The 25,449-nt window shown below is 68.7% G+C and carries 14 protein-coding genes and 1 tRNA gene; 8 read left to right on the forward strand and 7 right to left on the reverse strand.

Translation table 11 applies throughout. From position 1 onward, the window contains the following. The first annotated feature begins 33 nt into the window (after window positions 1-33). Window positions 34-879 (forward strand): exosortase-dependent surface protein XDP1, encoded by an 846-nt coding sequence (gene xdp1 / locus CDN99_RS00575; RefSeq protein ID WP_141100577.1) that lies wholly within the window; start codon window positions 34-36, stop codon window positions 877-879. A 224-nt stretch (window positions 880-1,103) separates the two neighbouring features. Here the strand turns inward: xdp1 and typA are convergent, their stop codons facing one another. The 6 genes from typA to rimP all read right to left on the reverse strand — a co-directional run bounded on the left by typA (window position 1,104) and on the right by rimP (window position 9,647). Further along, a complete protein-coding gene (gene typA, locus CDN99_RS00580; protein ID WP_088382185.1) occupies window positions 1,104-2,924 on the reverse strand; it encodes a translational GTPase TypA in 1,821 nt (606 codons plus the stop codon). A 90-nt stretch (window positions 2,925-3,014) separates the two neighbouring features. After that, entirely contained in the window at window positions 3,015-3,974 is a 960-nt protein-coding gene (truB, locus tag CDN99_RS00585) for a tRNA pseudouridine(55) synthase TruB (protein ID WP_088382186.1), read from the reverse strand. 51 nt (window positions 3,975-4,025) lie between these two features. Next, window positions 4,026-4,406, reverse strand: a complete 381-nt coding sequence (gene rbfA / locus CDN99_RS00590; RefSeq protein WP_088382187.1) for a 30S ribosome-binding factor RbfA — start codon at window positions 4,404-4,406, stop codon at window positions 4,026-4,028. A gap of 75 nt (window positions 4,407-4,481) precedes the next feature. Then, a complete protein-coding gene (gene infB / locus CDN99_RS00595; RefSeq protein ID WP_088382188.1) occupies window positions 4,482-7,424 on the reverse strand; it encodes a translation initiation factor IF-2 in 2,943 nt (980 codons plus the stop codon). A 55-nt stretch (window positions 7,425-7,479) separates the two neighbouring features. Further along, window positions 7,480-8,961 (reverse strand): transcription termination factor NusA, encoded by a 1,482-nt coding sequence (nusA, locus tag CDN99_RS00600; RefSeq protein ID WP_088382189.1) that lies wholly within the window; start codon window positions 8,959-8,961, stop codon window positions 7,480-7,482. Then, on the reverse strand, window positions 8,958-9,647 hold the full coding sequence (gene rimP, locus CDN99_RS00605; protein WP_510632396.1) for a ribosome maturation factor RimP: 690 nt from the start codon (window positions 9,645-9,647) through the stop codon (window positions 8,958-8,960). Before rimP ends, nusA begins: the two co-directional genes overlap by 4 nt. A gap of 335 nt (window positions 9,648-9,982) precedes the next feature. On the opposite strand from rimP, the gene fabI reads away from it, so the two are divergent. Continuing rightward, entirely contained in the window at window positions 9,983-10,765 is a 783-nt protein-coding gene (gene fabI, locus CDN99_RS00610; protein ID WP_088382190.1) for an enoyl-ACP reductase FabI, read from the forward strand. A 326-nt stretch (window positions 10,766-11,091) separates the two neighbouring features. Here fabI and CDN99_RS00615 read toward each other — a convergent pair whose 3' ends face one another. Then, window positions 11,092-13,371, reverse strand: coding sequence for an arginine/lysine/ornithine decarboxylase (locus CDN99_RS00615; RefSeq protein WP_088382191.1), 2,280 nt, complete (start codon window positions 13,369-13,371; stop codon window positions 11,092-11,094). 332 nt (window positions 13,372-13,703) lie between these two features. Between CDN99_RS00615 and CDN99_RS00620 the strand changes: the two genes are divergently transcribed. The 6 genes from CDN99_RS00620 to CDN99_RS00640 all read left to right on the forward strand — a co-directional run bounded on the left by CDN99_RS00620 (window position 13,704) and on the right by CDN99_RS00640 (window position 25,263). After that, complete coding sequence (locus CDN99_RS00620) at window positions 13,704-14,135, forward strand: NfeD family protein (protein WP_088382192.1); 432 nt, start codon at window positions 13,704-13,706, stop codon at window positions 14,133-14,135. An 87-nt stretch (window positions 14,136-14,222) separates the two neighbouring features. After that, window positions 14,223-15,149 (forward strand): SPFH domain-containing protein, encoded by a 927-nt coding sequence (locus CDN99_RS00625; protein WP_088382193.1) that lies wholly within the window; start codon window positions 14,223-14,225, stop codon window positions 15,147-15,149. 141 nt (window positions 15,150-15,290) lie between these two features. Continuing rightward, window positions 15,291-15,381, forward strand: a tRNA-Ser gene (locus CDN99_RS00630). 173 nt (window positions 15,382-15,554) lie between these two features. Next, window positions 15,555-16,082, forward strand: coding sequence for a superoxide dismutase family protein (gene sodC / locus CDN99_RS00635; RefSeq protein ID WP_088382194.1), 528 nt, complete (start codon window positions 15,555-15,557; stop codon window positions 16,080-16,082). A gap of 212 nt (window positions 16,083-16,294) precedes the next feature. After that, window positions 16,295-16,495, forward strand: coding sequence for a hypothetical protein (locus CDN99_RS27985; protein ID WP_141100578.1), 201 nt, complete (start codon window positions 16,295-16,297; stop codon window positions 16,493-16,495). A gap of 59 nt (window positions 16,496-16,554) precedes the next feature. After that, a complete protein-coding gene (locus tag CDN99_RS00640; RefSeq protein ID WP_141100579.1) occupies window positions 16,555-25,263 on the forward strand; it encodes a GH36-type glycosyl hydrolase domain-containing protein in 8,709 nt (2,902 codons plus the stop codon). Window positions 25,264-25,449: the final 186 nt, after the last annotated feature.

The following is a 25,449-nucleotide window of genomic DNA, read 5'->3' on the forward strand; positions in this document are numbered from 1 at the left end:
AGATCCGGCGTTGCCGGGTATCGAGGGCACACCATGCGAAATGTTCAACACCGCTTGATTGGAATGGCCGCCGTGGCACTGGCGTCGCTGCTGCCGCTGAGCGCGCATGCGATCTCGACCTGGACCGCCAGTTCGTGCGTATCGAACTGCAGCGAGACCGGCGATCTGGCCCCGAACGTCAGCTACTCGGCCTACTCGGCCCAGATCAACCAGACGTCCAACGGCACGTACTCCAGCACGGGCGCCTTCGCACAAAGCACGCTGAACTACTTCAGCGGCAGCGGCTTCGGCGTCGCGGCCCCCAGCGGTGACGCCCAGTCGCCGAATCACGCGATCGACAATTTCGGCTATCAGGATCTGGTGCTGCTGAAGTTCGACGATCTGGTGAAGCTGACCTCGGTGAACATCGGCTGGTGGCAGAACGACAGCGACATCACCGTGCTGGCCTACACGGGCTCGACCACGGGCGTCGACGTGGCGAGCACCATCGCCGGCAAGACCGCCGCCACGCTGAAGTCGGCCAACGGCTGGTCGCTGGTGGGCAGCTATGCCGACGTCGGCCAGGGCGGCGGCACGGCGGCGATCAACTCGCAGGGCCTGAGCTCCAGCTGGTGGATCATCACCGCCTACAACTCGCAGCTGGGCGGCGCGACGACCGGCAGCGACGGCACCGCCAACGGCCTGACCCGCGGCACCGGTACCTCCAGCTATGCGGGCTATGACTTCGTGAAGCTGTATTCCGTGTCCGGCACCAAGGGCACCCCGCCCGGAACCAACAACGGCTCCGTCCCCGAACCGGCCTCGCTGGCCCTGGCCTCCCTCGCGCTGCTCGGCGTGATCGGCGTGCGCCGCCAGCGCGGTAAGCAGTCCCAAAGCTGAGCCTCCCTGCTCCGCGGAAAGCGACCTTCGGGTCGCTTTTCTTTTTGGTCGGGCGGGGGCACACACCCTCGCCCGCACCACCCCCACAAGACAAAGCGCCCGAGGCATCGCTGCATCGGGCGCTTTTCAGCATGAGGTTGGTGCGCAGGCACGGGCCTCATGCCCTGGCGGCGGCCAACGCCCGGACCTTCGCAGTCCAGGGGCCGCGGCCGCCTCAGGCAGTTTTAGCGCGAAGCGCGCTTGCGCTCGTTCTCCGTCAGGTGACGCTTGCGCAACCGCACCGACTTCGGGGTGATCTCGACCAGTTCGTCGTCCTCGATGAACTCGACGCCGTATTCGAGCGTCAGTTCGATCGGCGGCGTCACCTTGATCGCGTCTTCCTTGCCGCTGACGCGGAAGTTGGTCAGCTGCTTGGTGCGGGTGGCGTTGACGATCAGGTCGTTGTCGCGGTTGTGGATGCCGACGATCATGCCTTCGTAGACCGGGTCATTCGGCTTGACGAACATGCGGCCACGATCGTCCAGCTTGCCCAGCGCGTAGGTGAAGATTTCACCGGCGTCCATCGAGATCAGCACGCCGTTCTTGCGACCGGCGATGTCACCCTTGTGCGGCTCGTAGCCGTCGAAGATGTTGGAGATCAGACCCGAGCCACGCGTCAGGTTCAGGAACTCGTTGCTGAAGCCGATCAGGCCTCGCGCCGGGATGCGGTATTCGAGGCGCACGCGGCCACGGCCGTCCGGCTCCATGTTGACCAGCTCGCCCTTGCGCTCGCCCAGTGCCTGCATCACGCCGCCCTGGTGGGTTTCCTCGACGTCGGCGGTGACCAGCTCGATCGGCTCGTGCTTCTCGCCGTTGACGTCGTGGAACACCACGCGCGGCTTGGACACGGCCAGCTCGTAGCCTTCACGGCGCATGTTTTCCAGCAGGATGGTCAGGTGCAGCTCACCACGGCCCATCACTTCGAAGATGCCGTCCTCGTCGGTTTCCTTGACGCGCAGGGCGACGTTGCTCTGCAGTTCCTTCTGCAGGCGGTCCCAGATCTGACGGCTGGTGACGTACTTGCCTTCGCGACCGGCCAGCGGGCTGGTGTTGACGCAGAAGTTCATCGTCAGCGTCGGCTCGTCGACCTTCAGCATCGGCAGCGGCGCGGGATTGGCCTGGCTGGTGATGGTCACCCCGATGCCGATCTCGTCGATGCCGTTGATCAGCACGATGTCGCCGGGGCCGGCCTCGGTGACCTGCACGCGGTCCAGACCCTGGAAGGTCAGCACCTGGTTGATGCGGCCCTTGAAGGACTTGCCGTCCGGACCTTCCATCACCAGCACGTCCATGCTGGGCTTGATGGTGCCCTGGCTGATGCGGCCCACGCCGATGCGGCCGACGAAGGTGGAGAAGTCCAGCGCCGAGACCTGCAGCTGCAGCGGCGCGCTGGCGTCGCCGGTCTGGGCCGGCACGTGCTTGAGCACGGTGTTGAACAGGGCCGACATGTCGGGGCCCCACTGCTCGCCGGGCGCGCCCTCTTCCAGCGAGGTCCAGCCGTTGATGCCGGAGGCATAGACGACCGGGAAGTCCAGTTGCTCGTCGGTGGCGCCGAGCTTGTCGAACAGGTCGAAGGCGGCGTTGATGACGGCGTCCGGCTTGGCGCCCGGCTTGTCGACCTTGTTCACCACGACGATCGGCTTCAGGCCCAGGGCCAGCGCCTTCTTCGTGACGAAACGGGTCTGCGGCATCGGGCCTTCCTGGGCGTCGATCAGCAGCACCACGCCGTCGACCATCGACAGCGCGCGTTCGACTTCACCGCCGAAGTCCGCGTGTCCCGGGGTGTCGACGATGTTGATGTGCGTGCCTTCCCAGCTGACCGCGCAGTTCTTGGCCAGGATGGTGATGCCACGCTCGCGCTCGATGGCGTTGTTGTCCATCACCGTGTCCACGACTTTCTCGTGCTCGGCGAAGGTGCCGCTCTGGCGAAGGAGCTGGTCCACCATGGTGGTCTTGCCATGGTCGACGTGGGCGATGATGGCGATGTTGCGGATTTGCTTGCTCATGGGGCGGCTTTCGCTTGGAGGGCTTTCTCTGGAATCGGAGGAAGTCGGGAAATTCGAGGATCTCGGTGAACGGGGTCGGTCCGGGCCGGCTCAGACGGCCTGCACCAGCATCGAGGCAATTTCGATCGGGCTGAGCAGACGGTCGGCGATCAGCTCGCCGCCGGCGACGTGGCCGCTGCCCAGGAACGCGCGCGGCAACTGGCCGTAGACGCGCACCTGCGGCATGTCGGCCAGCGCCACCCGGCGGCGCATGCCGGACAGGAAGCGGCCGGCCTCGTCGTTGCTCAATTCGACCTCGGGCCATTCGCCCAGCAGGCTGTCGGGCGCCTTCAGCAGGGACAGCCGGGCATCCTCGTCCAGGGCCTCCAGTTGCTCCAGCGTCACCGCCTGCGCGACGTCGACCGGACCGCTCGCGGTGCGGCGCAGGCCGGCCAGGTGGGCGCCGCAGCCGAGCCTGGCGCCGATGTCCTCGGCCAGCGTCCGGATGTAGGTGCCCTTGGAGCAGCGCACGTCGATGACGAGCAGCAGCTCGGCAGCCTGCCACTGGACGATGTCCAGCACATGAATCGTCACGGCGCGCGGCTGGCGCTCGACGGTCACGCCCTCGCGGGCGAGCTCGTACAGCGCGCGCCCCTGGTGCTTCAGCGCCGAGTACATCGGCGGCATCTGCGAGATCGGGCCCTTGAACTGGTCGCAGGCGGCGCGGATCGCCGCCAGGTCGACGCCGCGCGCCACGTCGTCGCGCTGGTCGACGATCTCGCCCTCGCCGTCGCCGGTGGTGGTCGTGATGCCCAGGCGCAGCGTCGCGCGGTAGCCCTTGTCGGCCTCCAGGCTCACCTGGCTGAACTTGGTCGCCGCGCCGAAGGTCAACGGCAGCAGGCCGGTGGCCAGCGGATCCAGCGTGCCCGTATGGCCGGCCTTCTCCGCGCGGAAGAGGCGCTTGGCCTTCTGCAATGCGTCATTGCTGGTCAGGCCGAGTGGCTTGTCCAGCATCAGCACGCCGTGCACGGCGCGCTTCACGATCTTGGGGCGGGGGGCTACTGCGCTCATCACAAATCGCGGCGGCCGTTGGGCCGCCAACTCAATCCTGAAACGAGGAACTCAGTCCTCGGTGGTCTCGTCGTCCTTGGCACGCGACGCGTTGGCCTTGGAGATCAACGCGCTCATTTCGGCGGCGCGCTCGATGGTGCGATCGAAGTGGAAATGCAGGCTGGGCACGGTGTGGATCTGCAGCCGCTTGAACAGGCCGTTGCGCAGGAAGCCGGCAGCCTCGTTCAACGCCTCGCCGGTGGCCTCCGGATCGCCGACCAGCAGCGAGAAGAACACCTTGGCGTGCGCATAGTCGGGGGTCACCTCGACCGCGTTGATCGTCACCATGCCGACGCGCGGGTCTTTCAACTCGCGGATCAGCTCGGCCAGGTCGCGCTGGATCTGGTCCGCCACGCGCAGGCCGCGGTTGGGGATGGATCGCTTGTGGCGCATGGCAATTTCCTCAATCTCTCAAACAACAAAGCCCGGCGGTGCGACCCGCCGGGCATCGGGCAACGGCGCGCTGGATTACAGCGTGCGCGCGACCTCCTTGATTTCGAAGACTTCCAGTTGGTCGCCTTCCTTGATGTCGCTGTAGTTCTTCAGCTTGATACCGCACTCGAAGCCCTCGCGGACTTCCTTGACGTCGTCCTTCAGGCGCTTGATGGACTCGATCTCGCCGGTGTAGACCACGACGTTGTCGCGCAGCAGACGGAAACGCGCGTTGCGGGTCACGTGGCCGCTGGTGATCATCGAGCCGGCGATGGTGCCGATCTTCGTGGCCACGAACACGGTGCGGATCTCGGCGGTGCCGATGATCTCCTCGCGCTGCTCCGGAGCCAGCATGCCGGCCATCGCCGCCTTCACCTCATCCACGGCGTCGTAGATGATGTTGTAGTAGCGCAGGTCGACGTCGTTGTGCTCGGCCACCTTGCGCGCGCCGGCATCGGCACGCACGTTGAAGCCGATCACGACGGCCTTGGAGGCGATCGCCAGGTTGATGTCGGACTCGCTGATCGCGCCGACCGCCGCGTGGACGATCTGCACCTTGACCTCTTCGGTCGAGAGCTTGAGCAGCGACGAGGCCAGCGCTTCCTGCGAGCCCTGCACGTCGGCCTTGATGATCAGCGGCAGCGTCTGCACGTCGCCGGCGGTCATCTCGGAGAACATGTTCTCCAGCTTGGCGGCCTGCTGGCGAGCCAGCTTGACGTCGCGGTACTTGCCGGCGCGGAAGGTCGCGATTTCACGCGCACGACGCTCGTCGGACAGCACCATGAATTCGTCGCCGGCACGCGGGACCTCGGTCAGGCCCTGGATCTCGACGGGGATCGACGGGCCGGCCTCGGTGGCGGGCTTGCCGTCCTCGTCCAGCATGGCGCGGACACGGCCGTAGGTCGAGCCGGCCAGCACCACGTCGCCGCGCTTGAGCGTGCCGGACTGCACCAGCACCGTCGCGACAGGACCGCGGCCCTTGTCCAGCTTGGCTTCGATGACCAGACCCTTGGCCAGCGAATCCTTCGCCGCCTTCAGCTCCAGCACTTCGGCCTGCAGCAGCACCTGTTCGAGCAGGCTGTCGATGCCCTGGCCGGTCTTGGCGGAGACCGCCACGAACGGGGACTCGCCGCCGAACTCTTCAGGCACGACTTCCTCGGCCACCAGCTCGCTCTTGACGCGTTCCGGATTGGCATCGGGCTTGTCGATCTTGTTCATCGCGACCACGATCGGCACGCCGGCAGCCTTGGCGTGGTGGATCGCTTCCTTGGTCTGCGGCATGACGCCATCATCGGCGGCCACGACCAGGATGACGATGTCCGTCGCCTTGGCGCCGCGGGCACGCATGGCCGTGAAGGCCTCGTGACCCGGGGTGTCGAGGAAGGTGACCATACCGCGCGGCGTGTCGACGTGATAGGCGCCGATGTGCTGCGTGATGCCGCCAGCCTCGCCAGCCGCCACGCGGGCGCGGCGGATGCTGTCCAGCAACGAGGTCTTGCCGTGGTCGACGTGACCCATCACGGTCACCACCGGGGCGCGCGGCAGCAGCTCGTGCTGCGACTCGGTGCCGCCCTCTTCTTCCAGGAACGCGTCCGGATCGTCCAGCTTGGCGGCGAACGCCTTGTGGCCCATTTCCTCGACGAGGATCATGGCCGTTTCCTGGTCCAGCTGCTGGTTGATGGTGACCATCTGACCCAGCTTCATCAGCTGCTTGATGACCTCGGAGGCCTTCACCGACATCTTGTGCGCCAGATCGGCGACCGAGATGGTCTCGGGGATGTGGACCTCCTGGATCACCGGTTCGCTCGGTGCCTGGAAGTTGGACGAGGACGCGCCGCGATCGTTGCGGTCGCCGCCTCGGCGGCCGGCCGGACCACGGCCCGGCGCACGCCAGCCCGCGGGACGGGCGCCGCCGCCAGCGGGCGCGTCGGTGCGGCCCTTGACCGCGCCGCGCTTCTTGGCGTCGTCGGCCCAGCTGGACGACAGCTTCTCGGACTTGACCGACTTCTTGTCGCCCGGCTTGGCGCCGGCGCCAGCGGTGGTCGTCGTCGCGCCCGGAGCGCCGCCCGGCTTCTTGTGGATGGTGCCCTTGATGCCGGCCGCGGCCGCTTCCGGCTTGGGCTCTTCCTTCTTCGCGACCAGCACCTTCTTGGGTGCGTTCATCATCGCGCGGATGGCGGCGGCCTCAGCCTCGGCGGCCTTGCGGCGGCGCTCGAGCTCGACCTGGCGGGCCTTCTCGTCGGCGGCGACGTCGGCCGCCTTCACCACGCGCAGCACGGGCTTGGCGGGTTCGACGGGCGCGGGGGCCGGCACCGGCGCGGCGACCACGGGGGCCGGCGCGGGCGCGGCGGCCTTTTCCGTCTTGTCGGCCTTGTCCGCACCCTTGTCCGCCTTGGACGACTTCGCGGCCTCGGCGGCCTTGCGGGCCTCTTCCTCGGCGGCGGCCTTCGCGGCGGCTTCGGCGGCGGCCTGGGCTTCACGCGCCAGACGCTCTTCCTCGCGGCGCTTTTCCTCCGCTTCGCGAGCGGCGCGTTCAGCCTCCTCGCGTTCGCGCATCTTGCGGGCGAGTTCTTCTTCCTGCTGACGCAGCGCCTCGGCTTGCGCCTGGGCTTCTTCCTCGCGACGCTTCAGTTCGGCGTCCTCGGCGGCTTGCACCGCGGCGTCGTCCATGTTGTCGTCACGCTTGACGAAGACGCGCTTCTTGCGCACCTCGACCTGGATCGTGCGGGCCTTGCCGGAAGCGTCGGCCTGCTTGATCTCGCTGGTCGACTTGCGGGTCAGCGTGATCTTCTTGCGCTCGGCGCCGGCGGTCGTGCCATGCGCATGGCGCAGGTGATCCAGCAGGCGTTCCTTGTCGCTCTCATTGAGGGTGTCCTCGGCGGACGCCTTCTTGACGCCCGCGGCTTGCAGCTGCTCAAGCAGTGTGCTCGCAGGCCTGTTCAGCTCTGCGGCAAGCTGGGCGACGGTGGTCACGGCCATTGTTGAAATCCTTAAATCTTATGTGGGGCGGAGCGGACTGGTTCTGGGCGGCGCGTTATGCGTTGAACCAGTGCTCGCGCGCCTTCATGATCAAAGCGCGTGCCTCTGCCTCGTCCAGGGCGGAAATTTCGACCAGCTCGTCCACGGCCAGGTCGGCCAGGTCGTCGCGGGTATGGATGTCGCCAGCGGCCAGCTTGGCAATGAGATCGGGGGTCACGCCGTCGAGGTCGCGCAGGTCTTGCGACACTTCCTCGACCTTCTCCTCACGGGCGATTTCCATCGTCAGCAGCGCGTCCTTGGCGCGGGTGCGCAGCTCGTTGACGGTTTCCTCGTCGAAGGACTCGATCTCGAGCATTTCCTGCATCGGGACGTAGGCCACTTCTTCCAGGCTGGCGAAGCCCTCGGCGATCAGGATGTCCGCGACTTCCGCGTCCACGTCGAGCTTGTCGACGAACAGCTTGCGCACCGAATCGGATTCCTCGGCCTGCTTGGCGGCGGATTCCTCGGCGGTCATGATGTTGATCTTCCAGCCGGTCAGCTCCGACGCCAGACGCACGTTCTGGCCGCCGCGGCCGATGGCGATCGCGAGGTTCTCCTCGTCGACCACCACGTCCATCGCGTGACGCTCCTCGTCGACGACGATCGACTGCACGTTCGCCGGCGCCAGCGCGCCGATGACGAATTGCGCCGGATCCTCCGACCACAGCACGATGTCCACGCGCTCGCCGGCCAGCTCGTTGGTCACGCCGTTGACGCGCGAACCACGCACGCCGACGCAGGTGCCGATCGGATCGACGCGCTTGTCATGCGAAACCACGGCGATCTTGGCGCGGCTGCCGGCGTCGCGGGCGCAGCTCTTGATCTCGAGCAGGCCCTGCTCGATCTCGGGCACTTCCTGCGCGAACAGTTCCTTCATGAACTCGCCGGACGAACGCGACAGCATGATCTGCGGGCCGCGCTGCGTCGGATCCACGCCCAGGATGACCGCGCGGACGCGGTCGCCGGTGCGCAGGTTCTCCTTGGGGATCATCTCGCCGCGCTTGAGGCGCCCTTCGACGCGGCCCGACTCGGCGATGATGTCGCCCTTGTCCAGGCGCTTGACGGTGCCGACGAAGATGCGCTCGCCGCGCGACATGAAGTCGTTCAGCAGTTGCTCGCGCTCGGCGTCGCGGATCTTCTGCAGGATGACCTGCTTGGCGGCTTGCGCGCCGATGCGGCCGATGGGCACGGACTCGACGCTTTCCTCGATGTGGTCGTCCACCTCGATGTCGGCGATCTGCTCCTGTGCCTCGAACAGCAGGATTTCGGCGTCGGCGTTCTGCAGGCCGGCCTCGTTGGGCACGACGTGCCAGCGACGGAAGGTCTCGTACTCGCCGGTATCCCGGTCGACCGCCACGCGGATGTCGACCTCGCCGCCGCCAAATAACTTCTTGCTGGCCGAAGCCAGGGCCGCCTCAACGGCGCCGAACACCACATCGCGCTCCACGCTCTTCTCGCGCGAGATGGCGTCCACCAGCATCAACAGTTCGCGGTTCATTGATCGAGACCTCCGTCAACCTTGTCATCCGTCTGCCGGGACTTGGCATTGCTCTTCTTCTTCGACGCCTTGGGCTTGACCGCCGCGGTGCCTGAAGATTCGGAAGCTTCGGGCGCCAAGCCCGTGTTCTTTTTTGCCGGGGCAGCCTTGCCCACGGCGTCGCCGTCCGCCTTCTGCGAACGGCCCTTGAAAACGATCGCCGGCACCAGCTTGGCCGAGCGCACTTCGTCCAGCGCGAAATCGAGCGCCTGCTCCGTCTTGCCGTCGCTGAAGATCACCCGCCAGGCGGTGTTCAGCGGCAGGGAGTCCTCGTCGGCGCCTTCGCCGGCCGCGAGCACGCCACGGTATTTCTTGCGGCCCTGGAAAGCCTCGCGCAGGGTGATTTCGACGTCATGACCGGTGAACCGCGCGTAGTCGCTGGCCTTGTTCAACGGACGGTCGAGACCGGGCGTGGAGACCTCCAGCCGCTGGTAATCGCATTCCTCGACTTCCAGCACGTAGCGGAGCTGACGCGTCACGCGCTCGCAGTCCTCGACGTTCACCGGCTGCTCCGGCTCCTGACCATTGACCAGCGGTTTGTCGATGTACACGCGAAGCAAGCCCACGGCGCTGCGTTCGCAGCCCACCACTTCGTAACCCAGTCCGGTCACGGTTTTTTCAACGACGGCTTGCCAGCTCAAATTCATCGACGACAGTGTCAATCCTGTATAGATCAGGGGGAGTACATTCAAATTGGCTGAGCGATGACCTTCATCGGGTGACATCCGGCACAAACCGGGCAACACGGAATGAGGACAAGCAAAAAAAATGGGCTGGATGAATCCGCCCACCGTTCACTTTCTCAGCGAAGCTCGAAGTGTACTATGCAAACACCATGCCGACAAGGCGGTGGACTGCCGTCGCGCAACGCGTGCGAGAATCCTGCGCTTCCCCGGCGCCCGGCGGAACCGACCGCCGAGGCCCACCACCGCCGGCGCCGATTCTCGGCGCGCCGCGCGACTCAAAGACACCAGGAGCAGACATGGGATTTCTTGCCGGCAAGCGGCTGCTGATCACGGGCGTGCTGTCCAACCGCTCGATCGCCTACGGCATCGCCAAGGCCTGCCACCGAGAAGGCGCCGAACTCGCGTTCAGCTACGTGGGCGAACGTTTCAAGGATCGGATCACGGAATTCGCGGCCGATTTCGATTCCAAGCTGGTATTCGATTGCGATGTCGGCGACGACGCCCAGATCGAACGCCTGTTCGAGGATCTCGGCCAGCATTGGCCCGAATTCGACGGCTTCGTGCATTCCATCGGTTTCGCGCCCCGCGAAGCGATCGCCGGAGAATTCCTGGACGGCATGACGCGCGAGAACTTCCGCATCGCCCACGATATTTCCGCCTACAGCTTCCCGGCCATGGCCAAGGCCGCGCAATCGCGGCTGCGCCCGGGCTCCGCGCTGCTGACGCTGTCCTACCTGGGCGCGGACCGCTTCGTGCCCAACTACAACACCATGGGCCTGGCCAAGGCCTCGCTGGAAGCCAGCGTGCGCTACCTGGCCTACGGCCTGGGCACCAAGGGCATCCGGGTGAACGGCATCTCGGCCGGCCCGATCAAGACGCTGGCCGCCTCCGGCATCAAGGACTTCGGCAAGCTGCTCAAGCAGTTCGCCGAAAGCGCCGCCATCAAGCGCAACGTCACGATCGAGGACGTGGGCAACACCGCCGCCTTCCTGCTGTCGGACCTGGCGGGCGGGATCAGCTCCGAGATCGTCTATGTCGACGGCGGGTTCAGCCATGGGGCGATGGCGGGGACGGACTGATCCCCACCCTGTTCGCCCTGGCCTCGCTCGTTGGCGCAGGCTGGGGCGAGCGGCCGAACGGGGGCGGCAGGCAGCGGCTCCGCCTTCTCTGACATCGCCCGCCGGCGCAAGCCGGGCGAACGGCCGAATGGGAGCGGCAGGCGACGGCTCCGCTTTCTCTGACCTCGCCCGTCGGCGCAAGCCGGGGCGGGGTCTCCTCATACGCTGACGCAAATCCTCGACCCCACCCCGGCTTGCGCCGACGGGATCGTGGAGGTCGAAAAAATGGGACCCTCGGGTCCCATTTTTTTGGTGTGCGGCGTGTTGCGCTGGCGGGTGTGCGGCGCTTACTTGGCCTTGCCGTCGATGACGCAATCGACGTAGTACCGCGTCACGCCGTCGTCGCCCTTCTCCGCCACGAGGCCGTGGACGTCGGTGGCGAAGCCCGGGAACTTCGCGTTGAAGTCCCGCGTGAACTTCAGGTAGTCGACGATGCGCTTGTTGAAGCGCTCGCCCGGGATCAGCAACGGGATGCCCGGGGGATACGGCGTCAGCAGCGCGGTGGTGACGCGCCCCTCCAGCTTGTCGATCTCGACCCGCTCCGTCTTGCGATGCGCGATGTGCGCATAGGCATCGCTGGGCTTCATCGCCGGCTCCAGCTCGGACAGATAGACCTCCGTCGTCAGGCGCGCGATGTCGCCGGACGCATAGGCCTCGTGCACGCTCTGGCTCAGGTCGCGCAGACCCATGCGCTCGTAGCGCGGGAACGCGGCGACGAAGTCCGGCAGGATGCGCCAGATCGGCGCATTGCGGTCGTAGTCGTCCTTGAACTGCTGCAGCGCGGTCAGCAGCGTGTTCCAGCGGCCCTTGGTGATGCCAATGGTGAACATGATGAAGAACGAGTACAGACCCGTCTTCTCCACCACCACGCCGTGCTCGGCCAGGAACTTGGTGACGATGCTGGCCGGGATGCCGGTCTTGGCGAACTTGCCGCTCATGTCCAGCCCCGGCGTGATGACCGTGGACTTGATCGGATCCAGCATGTTGAAACCGGCCTCGATCGGCCCGAAGCCATGCCACTTCTCGTTGGCCTTGAGCATCCAGTCGGCCGCCTTGCCGATGCCGTCGGTGGCGAGCCGGTCCGGCCCCCAGACCTTGAACCACCAGTCCTTGCCGTAGTCCTTCTCGACCTTGCGCATCGCGCGGCGGAAGTCCAGCGCCTCGGAGATCGACTCCTCCACCAGCGCGGTGCCGCCCGGGGGCTCCATCATCGCGGCCGCGACGTCGCAGCTGGCGATGATCGAGTACTGCGGGCTGGTCGAGGTGTGCATCAGGTACGCCTCGTTGAACAGATGCTTGTCCAGCTTCACGTTCTGCGAGTCCTGCACCAGCACCTGCGATGCCTGCGAGATCCCGGCCAGCAGCTTGTGCGTCGACTGGGTCGCGTACACCATCGCCGTCTTCGGCCGCGGGCGATGCTTGCCCATGGCGTGGTACGAGCCGTAGAAGTTGTGGAAGGCCGCGTGCGGCAGCCACGCCTCGTCGAAGTGCAGCGTGTCGATCCAGCCGTCCAGCTTGGACTTGATGGTCTCGGTGTTGTAGAGCACGCCGTCGTAGGTGCTCTGCGTCAACGTCATGATCCGCGGCTTGGCCTTCTTCGCGTCCACGCCCTTGAGCAGCGGGTTCTTGGCGATCTTCTTGCGGATGGTCTCGGGCGAGAACTCGCTCTCCGGGATCGGGCCGATGATGCCGTAGTGATTGCGCGTGGGCGTCATGAAGACCGGCACCGCGCCGGTCATGATGATGCTGTGCAGGATGGACTTGTGGCAGTTGCGGTCCACGACCACGATGTCGCCCGGCGCCACCGTGTGGTGCCAGACCATCTTGTTGGACGTCGAGGTGCCGTTGGTGACGAAGAAGCAATGGTCCGCGTTGAAGATGCGGGCGGCGTTCTTCTCGCTCTCGGCCACCGGACCGGTGTGGTCCAGCAGTTGGCCGAGCTCTTCCACCGCGTTGCACACGTCGGCGCGCAACATGTTCTCGCCGAAGAACTGGTGGAACATCTGGCCGACCGGGCTCTTCAGGAAGGCCACGCCGCCGGAATGCCCCGGGCAGTGCCACGAGTACGACCCGTCCTGCGCGTACGCCATCAGCGCCTTGAAGAACGGCGGCGCCAGGCCGTCGAGGTAACTCCTCGACTCACGGATGATGTGACGCGCCACGAACTCGGGCGTGTCCTCGAACATGTGGATGAAGCCGTGCAGCTCGCGCAGGACGTCGTTGGGCAAGTGCTGCGACGTGCGTGTCTCGCCATAGACGTAGATGGGGATGTCCGCATTCTTGAAGCGGATCTCCTGGATGAACTTGCGCAGGTTCAGCACCGCGGGGTCCAGTTCCGCGCCGTCGGTGGAGGAGAACTCCTCGTCGTCGATCGACAGGATGAAGGCGCTGGCGCGGCTCTGCTGCTGCGCGAACTGGCTCAGGTCGCCATAGCTGGTCACGCCCAGCACCTCGAAGCCCTCCTTCTGGATGGCGTCAGCCAAGGCGCGAATGCCCAAACCCGAGGTGTTCTCGGAGCGATAGTCCTCGTCGATGATGACGATGGGGAAGCGGAAACGCGGCGTCATGGGGCCTCCGGAACGGGGCGGTCAAACAAGAAAGGCGCGAAGTGTAGGGCTACAGCCGCGTCACGCAAGTGTCCATCCCGGTTTGTCGCGCAAACAGAACGTCGGCCGTGCGCTGGTGTCAATGCCTGGTGAGCGCTAGCGCGTTTCGGGGACGGTTTTGCGGTCGGTTTCGGGGCCGGCATGGCGGAGCGATGGGCGCGCGGGACGCGAGCGTCCATCACCCCTTGGCAGGACAACTGTCAGGCCATCCCGAAATGATCCGGGGCGTACACTGGTTCGAGTCAAAACGACCGGGCGGCCAGGGAGCCGGCCGGCGCAACCTGGAGGATGGAATGGATTGGAGCCTCTCCACCTGGTGGTGGGTCGTGTGCGGCGCGCTGATCGTGGCCGAGCTGGCTACCGGCACGACCTTTTATCTGCTGATGCTGGCGCTGGGCGCCGCCGCGGCCGCGCTGACCGCGCACCTGGGCGGCCCGCTGTGGCTGCAGTTCGTCGTCGCCGCGATCGTCGGCGGCGGCGCGGTGAGCTGGTGGCATGCCCGCCAGCGCCGCCACCCCCGCCGACCGGCCAATGAGAACCCCGATGTCAACCTCGACATCGGCCAGAGCCTGGATGTCGGCCAGTGGCGCGCCGACGGCACCGCCGAGGTCCGCTATCGCGGCGCCGCGTGGCAGGTCCGTTTCATCGGCACGGGCGTCCCGCACGCCGGCCGCCATGTGATCCGCGCCGTCGAAGGCAGTTGCCTGCTGCTGGAAGCGACCTGAACCCGAGGGCGGATGGCGGCGCATGCCCGCCCCCCCCCCGCCCGCCCCCGCCTGTTGTCCGTTCTGTTCCGAGGAGGAACCCCCGTCATGGAAATCATCGCCCTGGTCCTGCTGTTCGTGGCCATCGTGTTCGTCGTCCAGTCCGTCAAGGTCGTCCCGCAACAGAACGCGTGGGTGGTCGAGCGGCTGGGCAAGTACCACGGCACGCTGACGCCCGGTCTGAGCATCCTGGTGCCCTTCGTCGACCGGCTGGCCTACAAGCATTCGCTGAAGGAGATCCCGCTGGACGTGCCCAGCCAGATCTGCATCACCAAGGACAACACGCAGCTGACGGTCGACGGCATCCTGTACTTCCAGGTGACCGACGCGATGCGCGCCAGCTACGGCTCGAGCAACTACATCATCGCCATCACGCAACTGGCGCAGACCACCCTGCGCTCGGTCATCGGCCGCATGGAGCTGGACCGGACCTTCGAGGAGCGCGACGTCATCAACAGCTCGGTGGTGCAGGCGCTGGACGAAGCGGCGCTGAACTGGGGCGTGAAGGTGCTGCGTTATGAGATCAAGGACCTGACGCCGCCGGCGGAGATCCTGCGCTCGATGCAGGCGCAGATCACCGCGGAGCGCGAGAAGCGCGCGCTGATCGCCGCATCCGAGGGTCGCCGCCAGGAGCAGATCAACATCGCCACCGGCGAACGCGAGGCGGCGATCGCCCGCTCCGAGGGCGAGAAGCAGGCCGAGATCAACAAGGCGCAGGGCGAGGCGGCCGCGATCACCGCGGTGGCCGACGCCAGCGCCGACGCCATCCGCAAGATCGCCGCGGCGATCCAGCAGCCGGGCGGCGGCGACGCGGTGCAGTTGAAGGTCGCGGAGAAGGCCGTCGAGGCCTTTGCGCAACTGGCCCAGAAGAACAACACCATGATCGTGCCGGGCAACATGAGCGAGGTGTCGGGCCTGATCGGCACGGCGATGGCGCTGATCAAGAACGACAAGATCATCCATCCGGGCCGGTGATGGCGGACGGCGGATGACGTGTCCTGGGGAGGGTCCGCCGCGCGCTCCTCGCGCATGCGGCGTCTCCCGACACCCCGTCGCGCCGTGCAAGCGATCGATCTTCTTTTCAGCCTCGAAATCTGCGCTATGATGGCGGGCTTCGGAGAGATGGATGAGCGGTTTAAGTCGCACGCCTGGAAAGCGTGTGTAGGTTAATAGCCTACCGAGGGTTCGAATCCCTCTCTCTCCGCCAGACATCCAGAGCAAACGGGCCTTGAGAAATCAAGGCCCGTTTTGTTTTGTCGGCCCGGCCATCCCGTCATCAGGGACATCGCCCAGACCGCCCGATTTCCGCGACGATGACCGCCGCCCGCAGCGGCATGTCGATTGCCACTGAGCGCGCTTGTTCATCTCCAGGAGATCCGCATGAACCTTCGTCCTCTGTTGGCCGCTTCCCTGCTCGCCTGCCTGCCCGCGACCGCGGCGCTCGCCGCCGAGGCCACCGTCACGCTCAAGGTGGCCACCGTCCAGGGCGAAGCCGGGCCGATCGGCACCGTGACGATGGAAGACACCAAGTACGGCCTCGTCTTCACGCCCAAGCTCACCGGCCTGCCGCCCGGGCTGCACGGCTTCCACGTGCACGCGAACGCCTCGTGCGCCGCCGCCGACAAGGACGGCAAACCCTCCCCCGCCGAAGCCGCCGGCGGCCACCTCGATCCGCAGAAGACCGGCAAGCATGGCGAGCCCTGGGGCGACGGCCACCTCGGCGACCTGCCGCCGTTGTATGTCGACGGACAGGGTCAGGCGATGCAGCCGGTGCTGGCGCCCCGGCTCAAGCTGTCCGACGTCAAGAACCACGCGCTGATGGTGCATGCCGGTGGTGACAACCACTCCGACCATCCGGCCCCCTTGGGCGGTGGCGGCGCGCGCATCGCCTGCGGCGTGATCCAGTGACCCCGCGCGCCTGAAGCACCCCTGCCGCGAGGCGTCGGCACAGCGCCGCGCGGTAGGCCACCGCGCCGTTCACGCCTCTTTCACGCAGTCACCTGCCCAGGCATGTGACTTGCCAAGTTGAAACGTCCAGTTTCATAACTTGTAGAGGGGAACATCCTATGAATCGCCCAGTCGGCCCGGTGGCCAGTGTCGGCCCCGTTGCATCGGCCCCCTTGCTGGCGTCCGCCGGCTTCTCCTCGAATGACCAGTCCAAGGCCTTGCAGCGCCATCTGATCCAGTGCGCCAAGGCGCGAGGACGATGGTTCAGCGTCGCGCTGATGGCGGAACGCGTCCAGGACGTCGTCCTTCCCCGCTTGGCCACGACAGCCGCCCTCGGCGCGATCACCCTGGGATTGTTCGCCCACTGGCTATGACAAGTTCCGAGCGCGCGCAGGAGACCGTCCCACAACCGGAAATTGCGGAAGAACTTGCGTTGCTGAATCCGGGGCTCGGCACGATCGAGCCGCCGGTGCGCGCCGTGCTGTTCGGCATGGCTCGTTTCGAACAGCATGGGCGCAGCCTCGCGCAGGCGCAGGCGGTGCAGGGAACGGCCGGCGCCGGCCAGTTCTTCCCGCGGCTGGACGACAACGTCGCGATGCTGCAGCAGACGCGGCGCCTGATCGAAAAACGCCACCGCGACTTCCGGCACCTCGGCGCCGCCGGCAAATGGCTGCTCGACAACGCCGCGCTCATCGACGAACAAACCCATCAGGTCCGCCGCGGCCTGCCGCGCAGCTTCTTCCGGCTGCTGCCGCGGCTGCGCGACGAGCCGCTGGCCGGCCTGCCCCGCATCTACGGCATCGCCTGGGCGTGGGTGGCGCACACCGATGGCGGTTTCGACATCGACCTGCTCGCCGCCTACCTGCGCGCGTACCAGGAAGAGCGCCCGCTCTCGCTCGCCGAGCTCTGGGCACTGCCGACGACGTTGCGCGTGGTGCTGGTCGAGAACCTGCGCCGCCTCGCCGAACGCTTCGCCACGCTGCAGGCCGCGCGCGACGTCGTGCATCACTGGTACGACGGCCACCCCGTGCAGGCGGGCCTGGCCCATCTGGACGAGCTCGAAGTCCGCATGAAGGAACGCGGCGTCGTCGAAGCCTTCTGGCTGCAGCTCGACCACCGCATGGAGGAGCTGCCCCAACCGCTGCTGGGCGAGGTCGGCGCCTGGCTCAGCACCCGACTCCCCTCCCCGGCGCAGTCGCTGGCGCAGCAGCAGGACGATTCGATCCACGATCTGCAGAGCATCCGCAACGCCATCACCGCGCTGCGACGCATCGATCAGACCGATTGGCGCAAGCTGATCCAGTCGGTCAGCCCGGTGATGCAGACGCTGGCGCAATCGCCGGTCTACGCGGCCGAGGCCGCCGACACGCAAGACCTGACACTGCATGAGATCGAGCGCCTGGCGCGCAAGAGCGCGCACGGCGAGCTCGACATCGCCCGGCAACTGCTGGAACTCACGCGTCGCGCCGGGCCGGCCGAGGACGGCGAGCCCGATCGCCGCAGCGCGCCGATCTATTGGTGGCGCGGCGCCGGCCGCCCCACGCTGCATGCCGCGCTGGGCCTGAAGGAACGCCGCTGGCAGCCGCATGACACCGAGCAGCGCCAGCGCTGGTCCGCCAGCGCCTACCTGGCCGGGCTGCTGGCGCTGGGCCTGATCGGCCTGTTCTGGCTCATGAACCAGGCCCGCCCCGACGCCGCGCCGTGGCTGCTGTGGACGGCCGCCATCCTGGCGACCGGTCCGATCAGCGAGGCCGTGGTCGCGCTGACCAACCGCTGGATCAGCGAGCTGGCCAGCCCGGCGCGCCTGCCGCGGCTGGACTTCTCCGCCGGCCTGCCGGACGACGAGCGGACGTTGGTCGTGATGCCGGTGCTGCTGCCCAGCGAGGCCTCGGTCGCGCCGCTGATCGCGCAGCTGGAGCAGCACCACCTGGCCAATCCCGAGCGGCTGGTGCAATTCGCGCTGCTCAGCGATCACGCCGATGCCTACGAGGAACACCAGCCCGGCGACACGATGATCGTCGTCACCGCGGCGGATGCGATCTCCGCGCTGAACGAGCGGCACGGCCCCCTGGCCGACGGCAGCCCGCGCTTCCTGCTGCTGCATCGCGCGCGCGAGTGGTGCCCGACGGAGCGCCGCTGGATCGGCTGGGAACGCAAGCGCGGCAAGCTCGAGCGTCTGCTGCGCACCCTGGCCGCGGGGGGCGGCGTTTCGCCGTTCGTGGAGCTCGGCGCGATCTCGACCCCCGCGGTCGGCGTGCGCCACCTGATCACGCTGGATGCCGACACCGACATGCCGCCCGGCCGCCTGCGCGCGCTGGTCGGCACGGCCGCCCACCCGATGAACCGGCCCCGCGTCGACGCCGCGCGCCGCCGCGTCGTCGAGGGCTACGCGATCCTGCAGCCGCGCGTGCTCGCGCCCATGCCCGACGACAAGGAGAGCACGCCGTACCACCGCCTGTTCGTCGGCCAGTTCGGCATCGACTCCTACAGCGCGGTGAGCTCGGAGATCTTCCAGGATCTGTTCGGCGAGGGCAGCTTCACCGGCAAGGGACTGCTGGACGTGCGCGCCTGCCATGCGGTGCTCGACGGCCGCCTGCCCGAGGGCCAGGTGTTGAGTCACGACCTGCTGGAGGGCAGCATCGCGCGCTGCGCCGGCGTGTCCGACATCACGCTGGTCGAGGACTCGCCGATGCACGCGGACGTCGCCCACGCGCGGCTGCATCGCTGGACGCGCGGCGACTGGCAGTTGCTGCCCTTCATCGCGCGCGCCGGCAAGTACGGCATCGCGCCGATCAATCGCTGGAAGCTCTTCGACAACTTGCGGCGCTCGCTGGTCGCGCCGATGTCGCTGGGCCTGATGCTGCTGGTGCTGGGCAGCCAGGTGCTGCCCTTCGGGCTGACGCTGGCGGTCGTGGCAGCCGCCTTCTGCATCGGGCCGCTGGTCGGCGCGCTGGCCGGCCTGGTGCCCGGCCGCGACGGCCTGGCGCTGCGGCATTTCTATCGCGAGACCGGCCATGACGTGCTGCGTGCCGTCAGCCTGGCGGTCTGGCATGTGGCGCTGCTGCTGCACCTGTCGCTGCTCTACCTCGACGCGATGGGCCGCGCGTCGTGGCGCCAGTGGGTGACGCACCGCCGCCTGCTCGAATGGACCACGGCCGCCGCCTCGCAGGCGTCGGCCAGGCGCGAGCTCCCGGCGCTGATCGCGCAGCACCTGCGCGTGCCGATCGCCGCGACGGTGCTGGGCGGCGCGCTGCTGCTGGCGGCGCTGCTCGGCGCGCCGGTGCACGGCTCGGCGGCGATCGTGCTGCTGGTGGTGTGGGCGCTGTCCCCGGTCTGGATCTGGTGGGCCAGCCTGCCGCGCGCGCCGCTGCTGCGCGGCGAGACCGAGCTCGATCCGCAGGGTCGGGACTACCTCTGGCACCTGGCCCGCGACACCTGGCGCTTCTACGACGCGCACGTCGGCGCCGCCGACCATCACCTGCCCCCGGACAACGTGCAGCTGACGCCGCATCTGCTGGTGGCGCACCGCACCTCGCCGACCAACATCGGCCTGTACGTGCTGACCGTCGCCTGCGCGCGCGAGCTGGGCTTCATCGGCCTGGTGACGATGACCGAGCGCCTGTCCGCCACGCTGGACACGCTGGAGCGGCTGCCGCGCTGGAACGGCCATTTCTACAACTGGTACGACACCGAATCGCTCGCGGTGCTGGCGCCGGGCTACGTGTCGGCGGTCGACAGCGGCAACTGCTCGGCGCATCTGATCGCGGTCGCGCGCGCCTGCGAGATGGCGGCGGACCTCACCCCCGAGCAGGCCGCCACCGCGCCGCGCCAGGCGCTCGCCCGGACGCTGCATCGCCTGCGCGTGCTGCAGCCGCCGCTGGCCAACGACGAGGCGCTGCCCGCCGGCGCCGCGCTGGTCGCCGCGCTGATCGATCCGGAGAACGCGCGCGCGCCCGCCGAAGAGCAGCAAGCCGTGCTGCGCGCCCAGGTGGCGCAGGCGCGCGAGGAGCTGGACGGTCTGGCCGCCGCCGAGGCCTACGAGGCGACCTCGGCGCACTGGCTGCTGCGCGACCTGATCGCGCAGCTGGAGTCCTACTGGCGCGATCACGGCGCCGCGTTCCACGAGGCGCGACTGAGCCTGCGCGACCTCGCGCGGCGGGCGCGTCGCCTGGGCCTGGAGGCGGACTACCGCCCCCTCTTCGATCCCGAGCGCCGCCTGCTGCGCATCGGCTGGCGCGGCGACGCGCAGCAGCTCGACGAGAACCACTACGACCTGCTCGCCAGCGAGGCCCGCCTGACCAGCCTGGTGGCGATCGCCAAGGGCGACCTGCCGCCGGAGCACTGGCGCGCGCTGGGCCGCCCGTTCTTCTCGCGCGACGGCAGCGGCGATTCGCTCGGGCTGAAGTCGTGGACCGGCTCGATGTTCGAGTACCTGATGCCCTCGCTGGTGCTGCGCGAGCCGGCCGGCAGCGCGCTCGGCCGCGCGATCCGCACCGCCGTGGCGGAGCAGCGCCTGGAGGCGCGCGGCAAGGGCACGCCGTGGGGCATCTCGGAATCGGCGATCGCGGGCCAGGACCACACCCTCGCCTACCAGTACGGCCCACAGGGCGTGCAGACGCTGGCGCTGGCGCGGCTGGCCGCCGACGAGCGCGTGATCGCGCCCTACGCGGCGGTGATGGCCGCGCTGGTGGCACCGGTGCCGGTGGTGTCCAACCTGCAGGCCTACGAGCGCCTGGGCGCGCGCGGCGCATTCGGCTTCATCGAGGCGATCGACTACACGCCGCAGCGCCAGACCGCCGGCGCCGGCTTCACGCTGGTGCAGACCTACATGGCGCACCACCAGGCGATGGGGCTGGTGGCGCTGACCAACCTGCTGGCCGACGACGCGCCGCGCCAATGGCTCATGACCGATCCGCACCTGAAGGCGGTCGCGACGCTGCTGCACGAGCGCGCGCCGCGCGAGGTGGCGCCGCTGTCGGTGCCGCCGACGGAGCTGCTGCCGCGCAAGCGGCAGGTGCGCAAGACCCGCATGGTGCGCGAGGCCGACCCGATGGACGAGTCGCTGGCGCTGACGCACATGCTGACCAACGGGCGCTACTCGGTGGTGCTGCGCAGCCACGGCGGCGGCTACAGCAACTGGGACGGCACGGCCATCACGCGCTGGCGCGACGACCTGCTGCGCGACCAGCACGGCAGCTTCGTGTTCCTGCGCCGCGCCGGCGAGGACGACTGGTTCAGCACCACCGCCCGCCCCGCGCCCGATCCCCGCGCCCGTTACGAGGCCCGCATGCAGGCCGAGCGCGTGCTGCTGGACGCGCGTTGGCGCGACCTGCAAAGCGCCACCACCGTGTGGGTCAGCCCGGAGGACGACTGCGAGCTGCGCCAGGTCGAGCTCACCAACCACGGCGACCGCCCGCTGGCGCTGGAGCTGGTGTCCAGCTTCGAGGCCACGCTCGCGCCGCAACGCGGCGACGAGGCGCATCCGGCCTTCTCCAACCTGTTCATCCAGGCCCGCTGGGAGGAAGCCTGCCACGCGTTGCACCTGCGTCGCCGGCCGCGCCTGTTCGACGAGGCCGCGATGCGCGCGGTCTTCTTCCTCGCCGGCATCGATGACGGCGCCGCGGGCGTCGCGGCGTCGCATCGGCGCGCCCACGGCGCCGGGGTGCCGGCCGTCGCCGCGCCGGCTTCCGCGCATGCCGCCACGGCGGCGACCACCGCCGTCGGCTACACCGTGCACCACGTCCAGCCGATCGCCGATCGCGCGCGCTGGCTGGGCCGCTACGGCAGCTCGACGCGCCCGGTGGGCGACGCGCAGCCCGTGTTCGTCGACGACGAGGCCGACGTGAGCGCCGAGGGAGAAGCGGGCCGGCTGCTGGACACCGGCCTCGATCCGGTGGCGGGCCTGCGCGTCGGGCTGGAGCTGGCGCCCGGCGCGACGATACGTCTGACCTTCTGCACCGCGGCGTCCCGCGACGCGGACCTGCTCGGCGCGCTGGTCGACAAGTACCGTCAGCCGGCGCACGTTGAGCGGTCGGCCTCCATGTCGCACACGATGGGCGGCATCCGGCTGCGCGAGCTGCAATTCGACACCGCCACCTGGGGCGCGCTGCTGCAGCTCAACACCCTGATCACCGGCCAGGCGGCGCGCGAGCCCACCCATGTGCGCGACCCGCAGGCACGCTGCGACCGCCGCGCGCTGTGGCGCTTCGGCATCTCCGGCGACCGTCCCATCCTGATGGTGACCATCACTGGCGAGGAAGGCATCGACCTGGTCCGCGCGCTGAAGAAGGCGCTGCGGATGTGGACGGCGCACGCGGTGGGCGTCGACCTGGTGGTGCTCAACGAGGAGCCGCAGTCCTACCTGGCGCCGGTGCAGCAGGCGCTGCAAGGCTTGCAGGCGCGGCTGCAAGGCCAGAACCAGGGGCGGCCCGCGAATCTGTGCTCCGCGCTGCACATGCTGAGAGAGGCCGACCTGCTGCCCGACGAGCGCTTCACGCTGCAGACGCTGACGCGCATCCGGCTGCAGGCCGACGGCCGCGGCCTGGCGCAGCAGATCGAGCGCTGGATCGAGGACATCCGGCCCGCCGCCGGCGTGGCCCGCCTGCGCGTCGCGCACGCCCTGGCCGAGCGCCCCCTACCGGACGCCGCCCCGCGTCCGCCCGAGGGCCGCTTCGATCCGGAGCACGGCGGCTTCGCCTTCGAGGTCTCGCCGGAGCGGCATCCGTCGCGGCCGTGGGTCAACGTGCTGGCCAATCCGGACTTCGGCTGCCAGGTCACCGAGATCGGCGCCGGCTACACCTGGGCGGGCAACAGCCGCATGCACCAGATCACGCCGTGGTCCAACGATCCGCTGCTGGATCCACCGGGCGAGTGGCTGTTGCTGCACGACCTGGACCACGACCGCGTCTGGCCGCTCGGCCGCCACCTGCACCGCACGGCGCCGCTGTCCATCGAGCATGGCATCGGCTACTCGCGCAGCCGGCAGCATGTGGACGACCTGACCATCGAGCTGTGCTGGTGCGTCGACCGCGACGCGGCGGTGAAGCAGGTGCAGGTCTCCATCCGCACCGACGGCCGCGCTCGGCGGCGGCTGCGGCTGGTCGCGCTGGCCGAGTGGCAACTGGGCAGCGCGCGCAGCGAGCGACTGTCGGTGACCACGCACAACGACTGGCTGACGACCGGCCCGCTCGGCGCCGGCCTGCCGCAGCCCGAGCGCGCGCTCTCGTTGCAGGCGACGCAGCTGGATCACCTCGGCGGCTTCGGCAATGCGACCGCGGCCTTGTGCATCCGCCCGAAGCCGTCGCGCGAGACCGCGCGGGTACGGCTGGACACGCAGGACTGGACCTGCGACCGCCGCGAGTTCTTCGATCCGGCCGGCCAACTGGTGCTGCCCACGTCGCTGAGCCGGCGCTGTGGCAGCGGGCTCGATGCCTGCGCGGCCCTGGCGGCGCGCATCGAGCTGGACGGCGGCGGGCAGGCGGCGGAGCTCGCCGTGCTGCTGGGTCACGGCCCGTCGCCCGAGGCGACGCATGCGCTGATGGAAGCGGCCTGGGCGATCGACCCGGCCGACCGGCTCGAACGCCAGCGGCGCCAATGGCCGGAGCTGCTCGGCGGCCTGCAGGTCAGCACGCCGGATCCGCGCTTCGACGCGCTGGTCAATCACTGGCTGCCGTACCAGACGCTGGTTTGCCGCATGTGGGCGCGCGCGGGCTTCTACCAGGCCGGCGGCGCCTTCGGCTATCGCGACCAGTTGCAGGACGCGATGGCGCTGGCCGACGTCGCGCCCCAGTTGCTGGCCCAGCAGATCCGCCGCAGTGCCGCACGCCAGTTCCCCGAGGGCGACGTGCAGCATTGGTGGCACGAGCCCGGCGGCGCGGGCGTGCGCACGCATTTCTCCGACGACCGGCTCTGGCTGCCCTACGCGCTGGCCCACTACCTGGCGCGCACCGGCGACCTGACGCTGCTGGACGACACGGCGCCCTTCCTGGTCGGCCAACCGGTGCCGGAAGGCGCCGAGGACATCTACGAGAGCCCGCGCACCGACGGCCCGATCGCCTCGATGTACGAGCACGCGGCGCGGGCCATCGACCGCAGCCTGGGCAGCGGCCCGCACGGGCTGCCGCTGTTCGGCACCGGCGACTGGAACGACGGCATGAACCGCGTCGGTCACGAGGGCAAGGGCGAATCGGTGTGGATGGGCTGGTTCCTGTGCCAGGTCATCGAGGACTTCGCGCCCGTCGCCACGGCGCGCGGCGAGCACGAGCGGGTGCAGCGCTGGAAGGCGGCGCGCGACGGCTGGGTGCGCGCGCTGGACGGTCCCGGCTGGGACGGCCGGTGGTACCGGCGCGGCTTCTTCGACGACGGCTCGCCGCTGGGGTCGGCCGAGAACTCGGAATGCAAGATCGACCTGATCGCCCAGAGCTGGGCGGTGCTGACGGCGGCCGCCGATCCGGCGCACGCGCGGCAGGCGATGGCCAGCGCCTGCGCGTACCTGATCGATCCGGTGGCGAAGCTGGCGCGGCTGCTGCATCCGCCGCTGGCGGTGGCGCAGCCCAGCGCGGGCTACATCCAGTCCTACTTCCCCGGCGTGCGCGAGAACGGCGGCCAGTACAACCACGCCGCGGTGTGGTCGCTGATGGCGCTGGCCAAGCTGGGGCAGCGCGACCTGATGTGGCAGGTCTACACCGGCCTGAGCCCGGCGCACCGCTGGGCCGATCCGCGACTGGGTCCGCTCTACGCGATCGAGCCCTACGTGATGGCCGGGGACATCTACTCGCACGCGCCGTGGGTGGGCCGCGGCGGATGGAGCTGGTACAGCGGCTCGGCGGGCTGGCTGCTGCGCGCGTCGCTGGAATCGATCTGCGGCGTCGTCGTCGAGCAGGGCCGGCTGCGCGTGAATGCGTGCCTGCCGGTGCACTGGGACCAGGCGGAGGTCCGCATCCGCCACGAGGGCCGCTGGCTGCGCGTCGTGATCTGCGCCAACGAGACGGCCTGCCGCGCCGCCACCGCACGCGATCCAGGCGCGCGGCGCGAGAAGGCGGGCGAGGCGGTCGAGCTGGCGTCGCTCTCGCCGGACCAGGCGCTCATCGTGCTGAGCGTGCCGGAGATGCTGAAGTTGCCGGAAGCGACGGCGTCGATGTAACGGCGTGGCCGCAGGCGCCGGCTCGAGCCCCGACCGGCCCTCCATCAGATCCGGACCGGCGCACGTCGGGCAAACATCGGGCGGCGCGGGGGTGAGCGTCGACCGCATCACGCGAAGCTGCCGACGTTCGGCGAGGGCATCGATGTCCTCCATCAGGTCCTCGCCGAGTCCGCGCCCGCTGGGAAG

This window comes from Roseateles aquatilis (assembly GCF_002205645.1).
Lineage (GTDB): Bacteria > Pseudomonadota > Gammaproteobacteria > Burkholderiales > Burkholderiaceae_C > Roseateles > Roseateles aquatilis.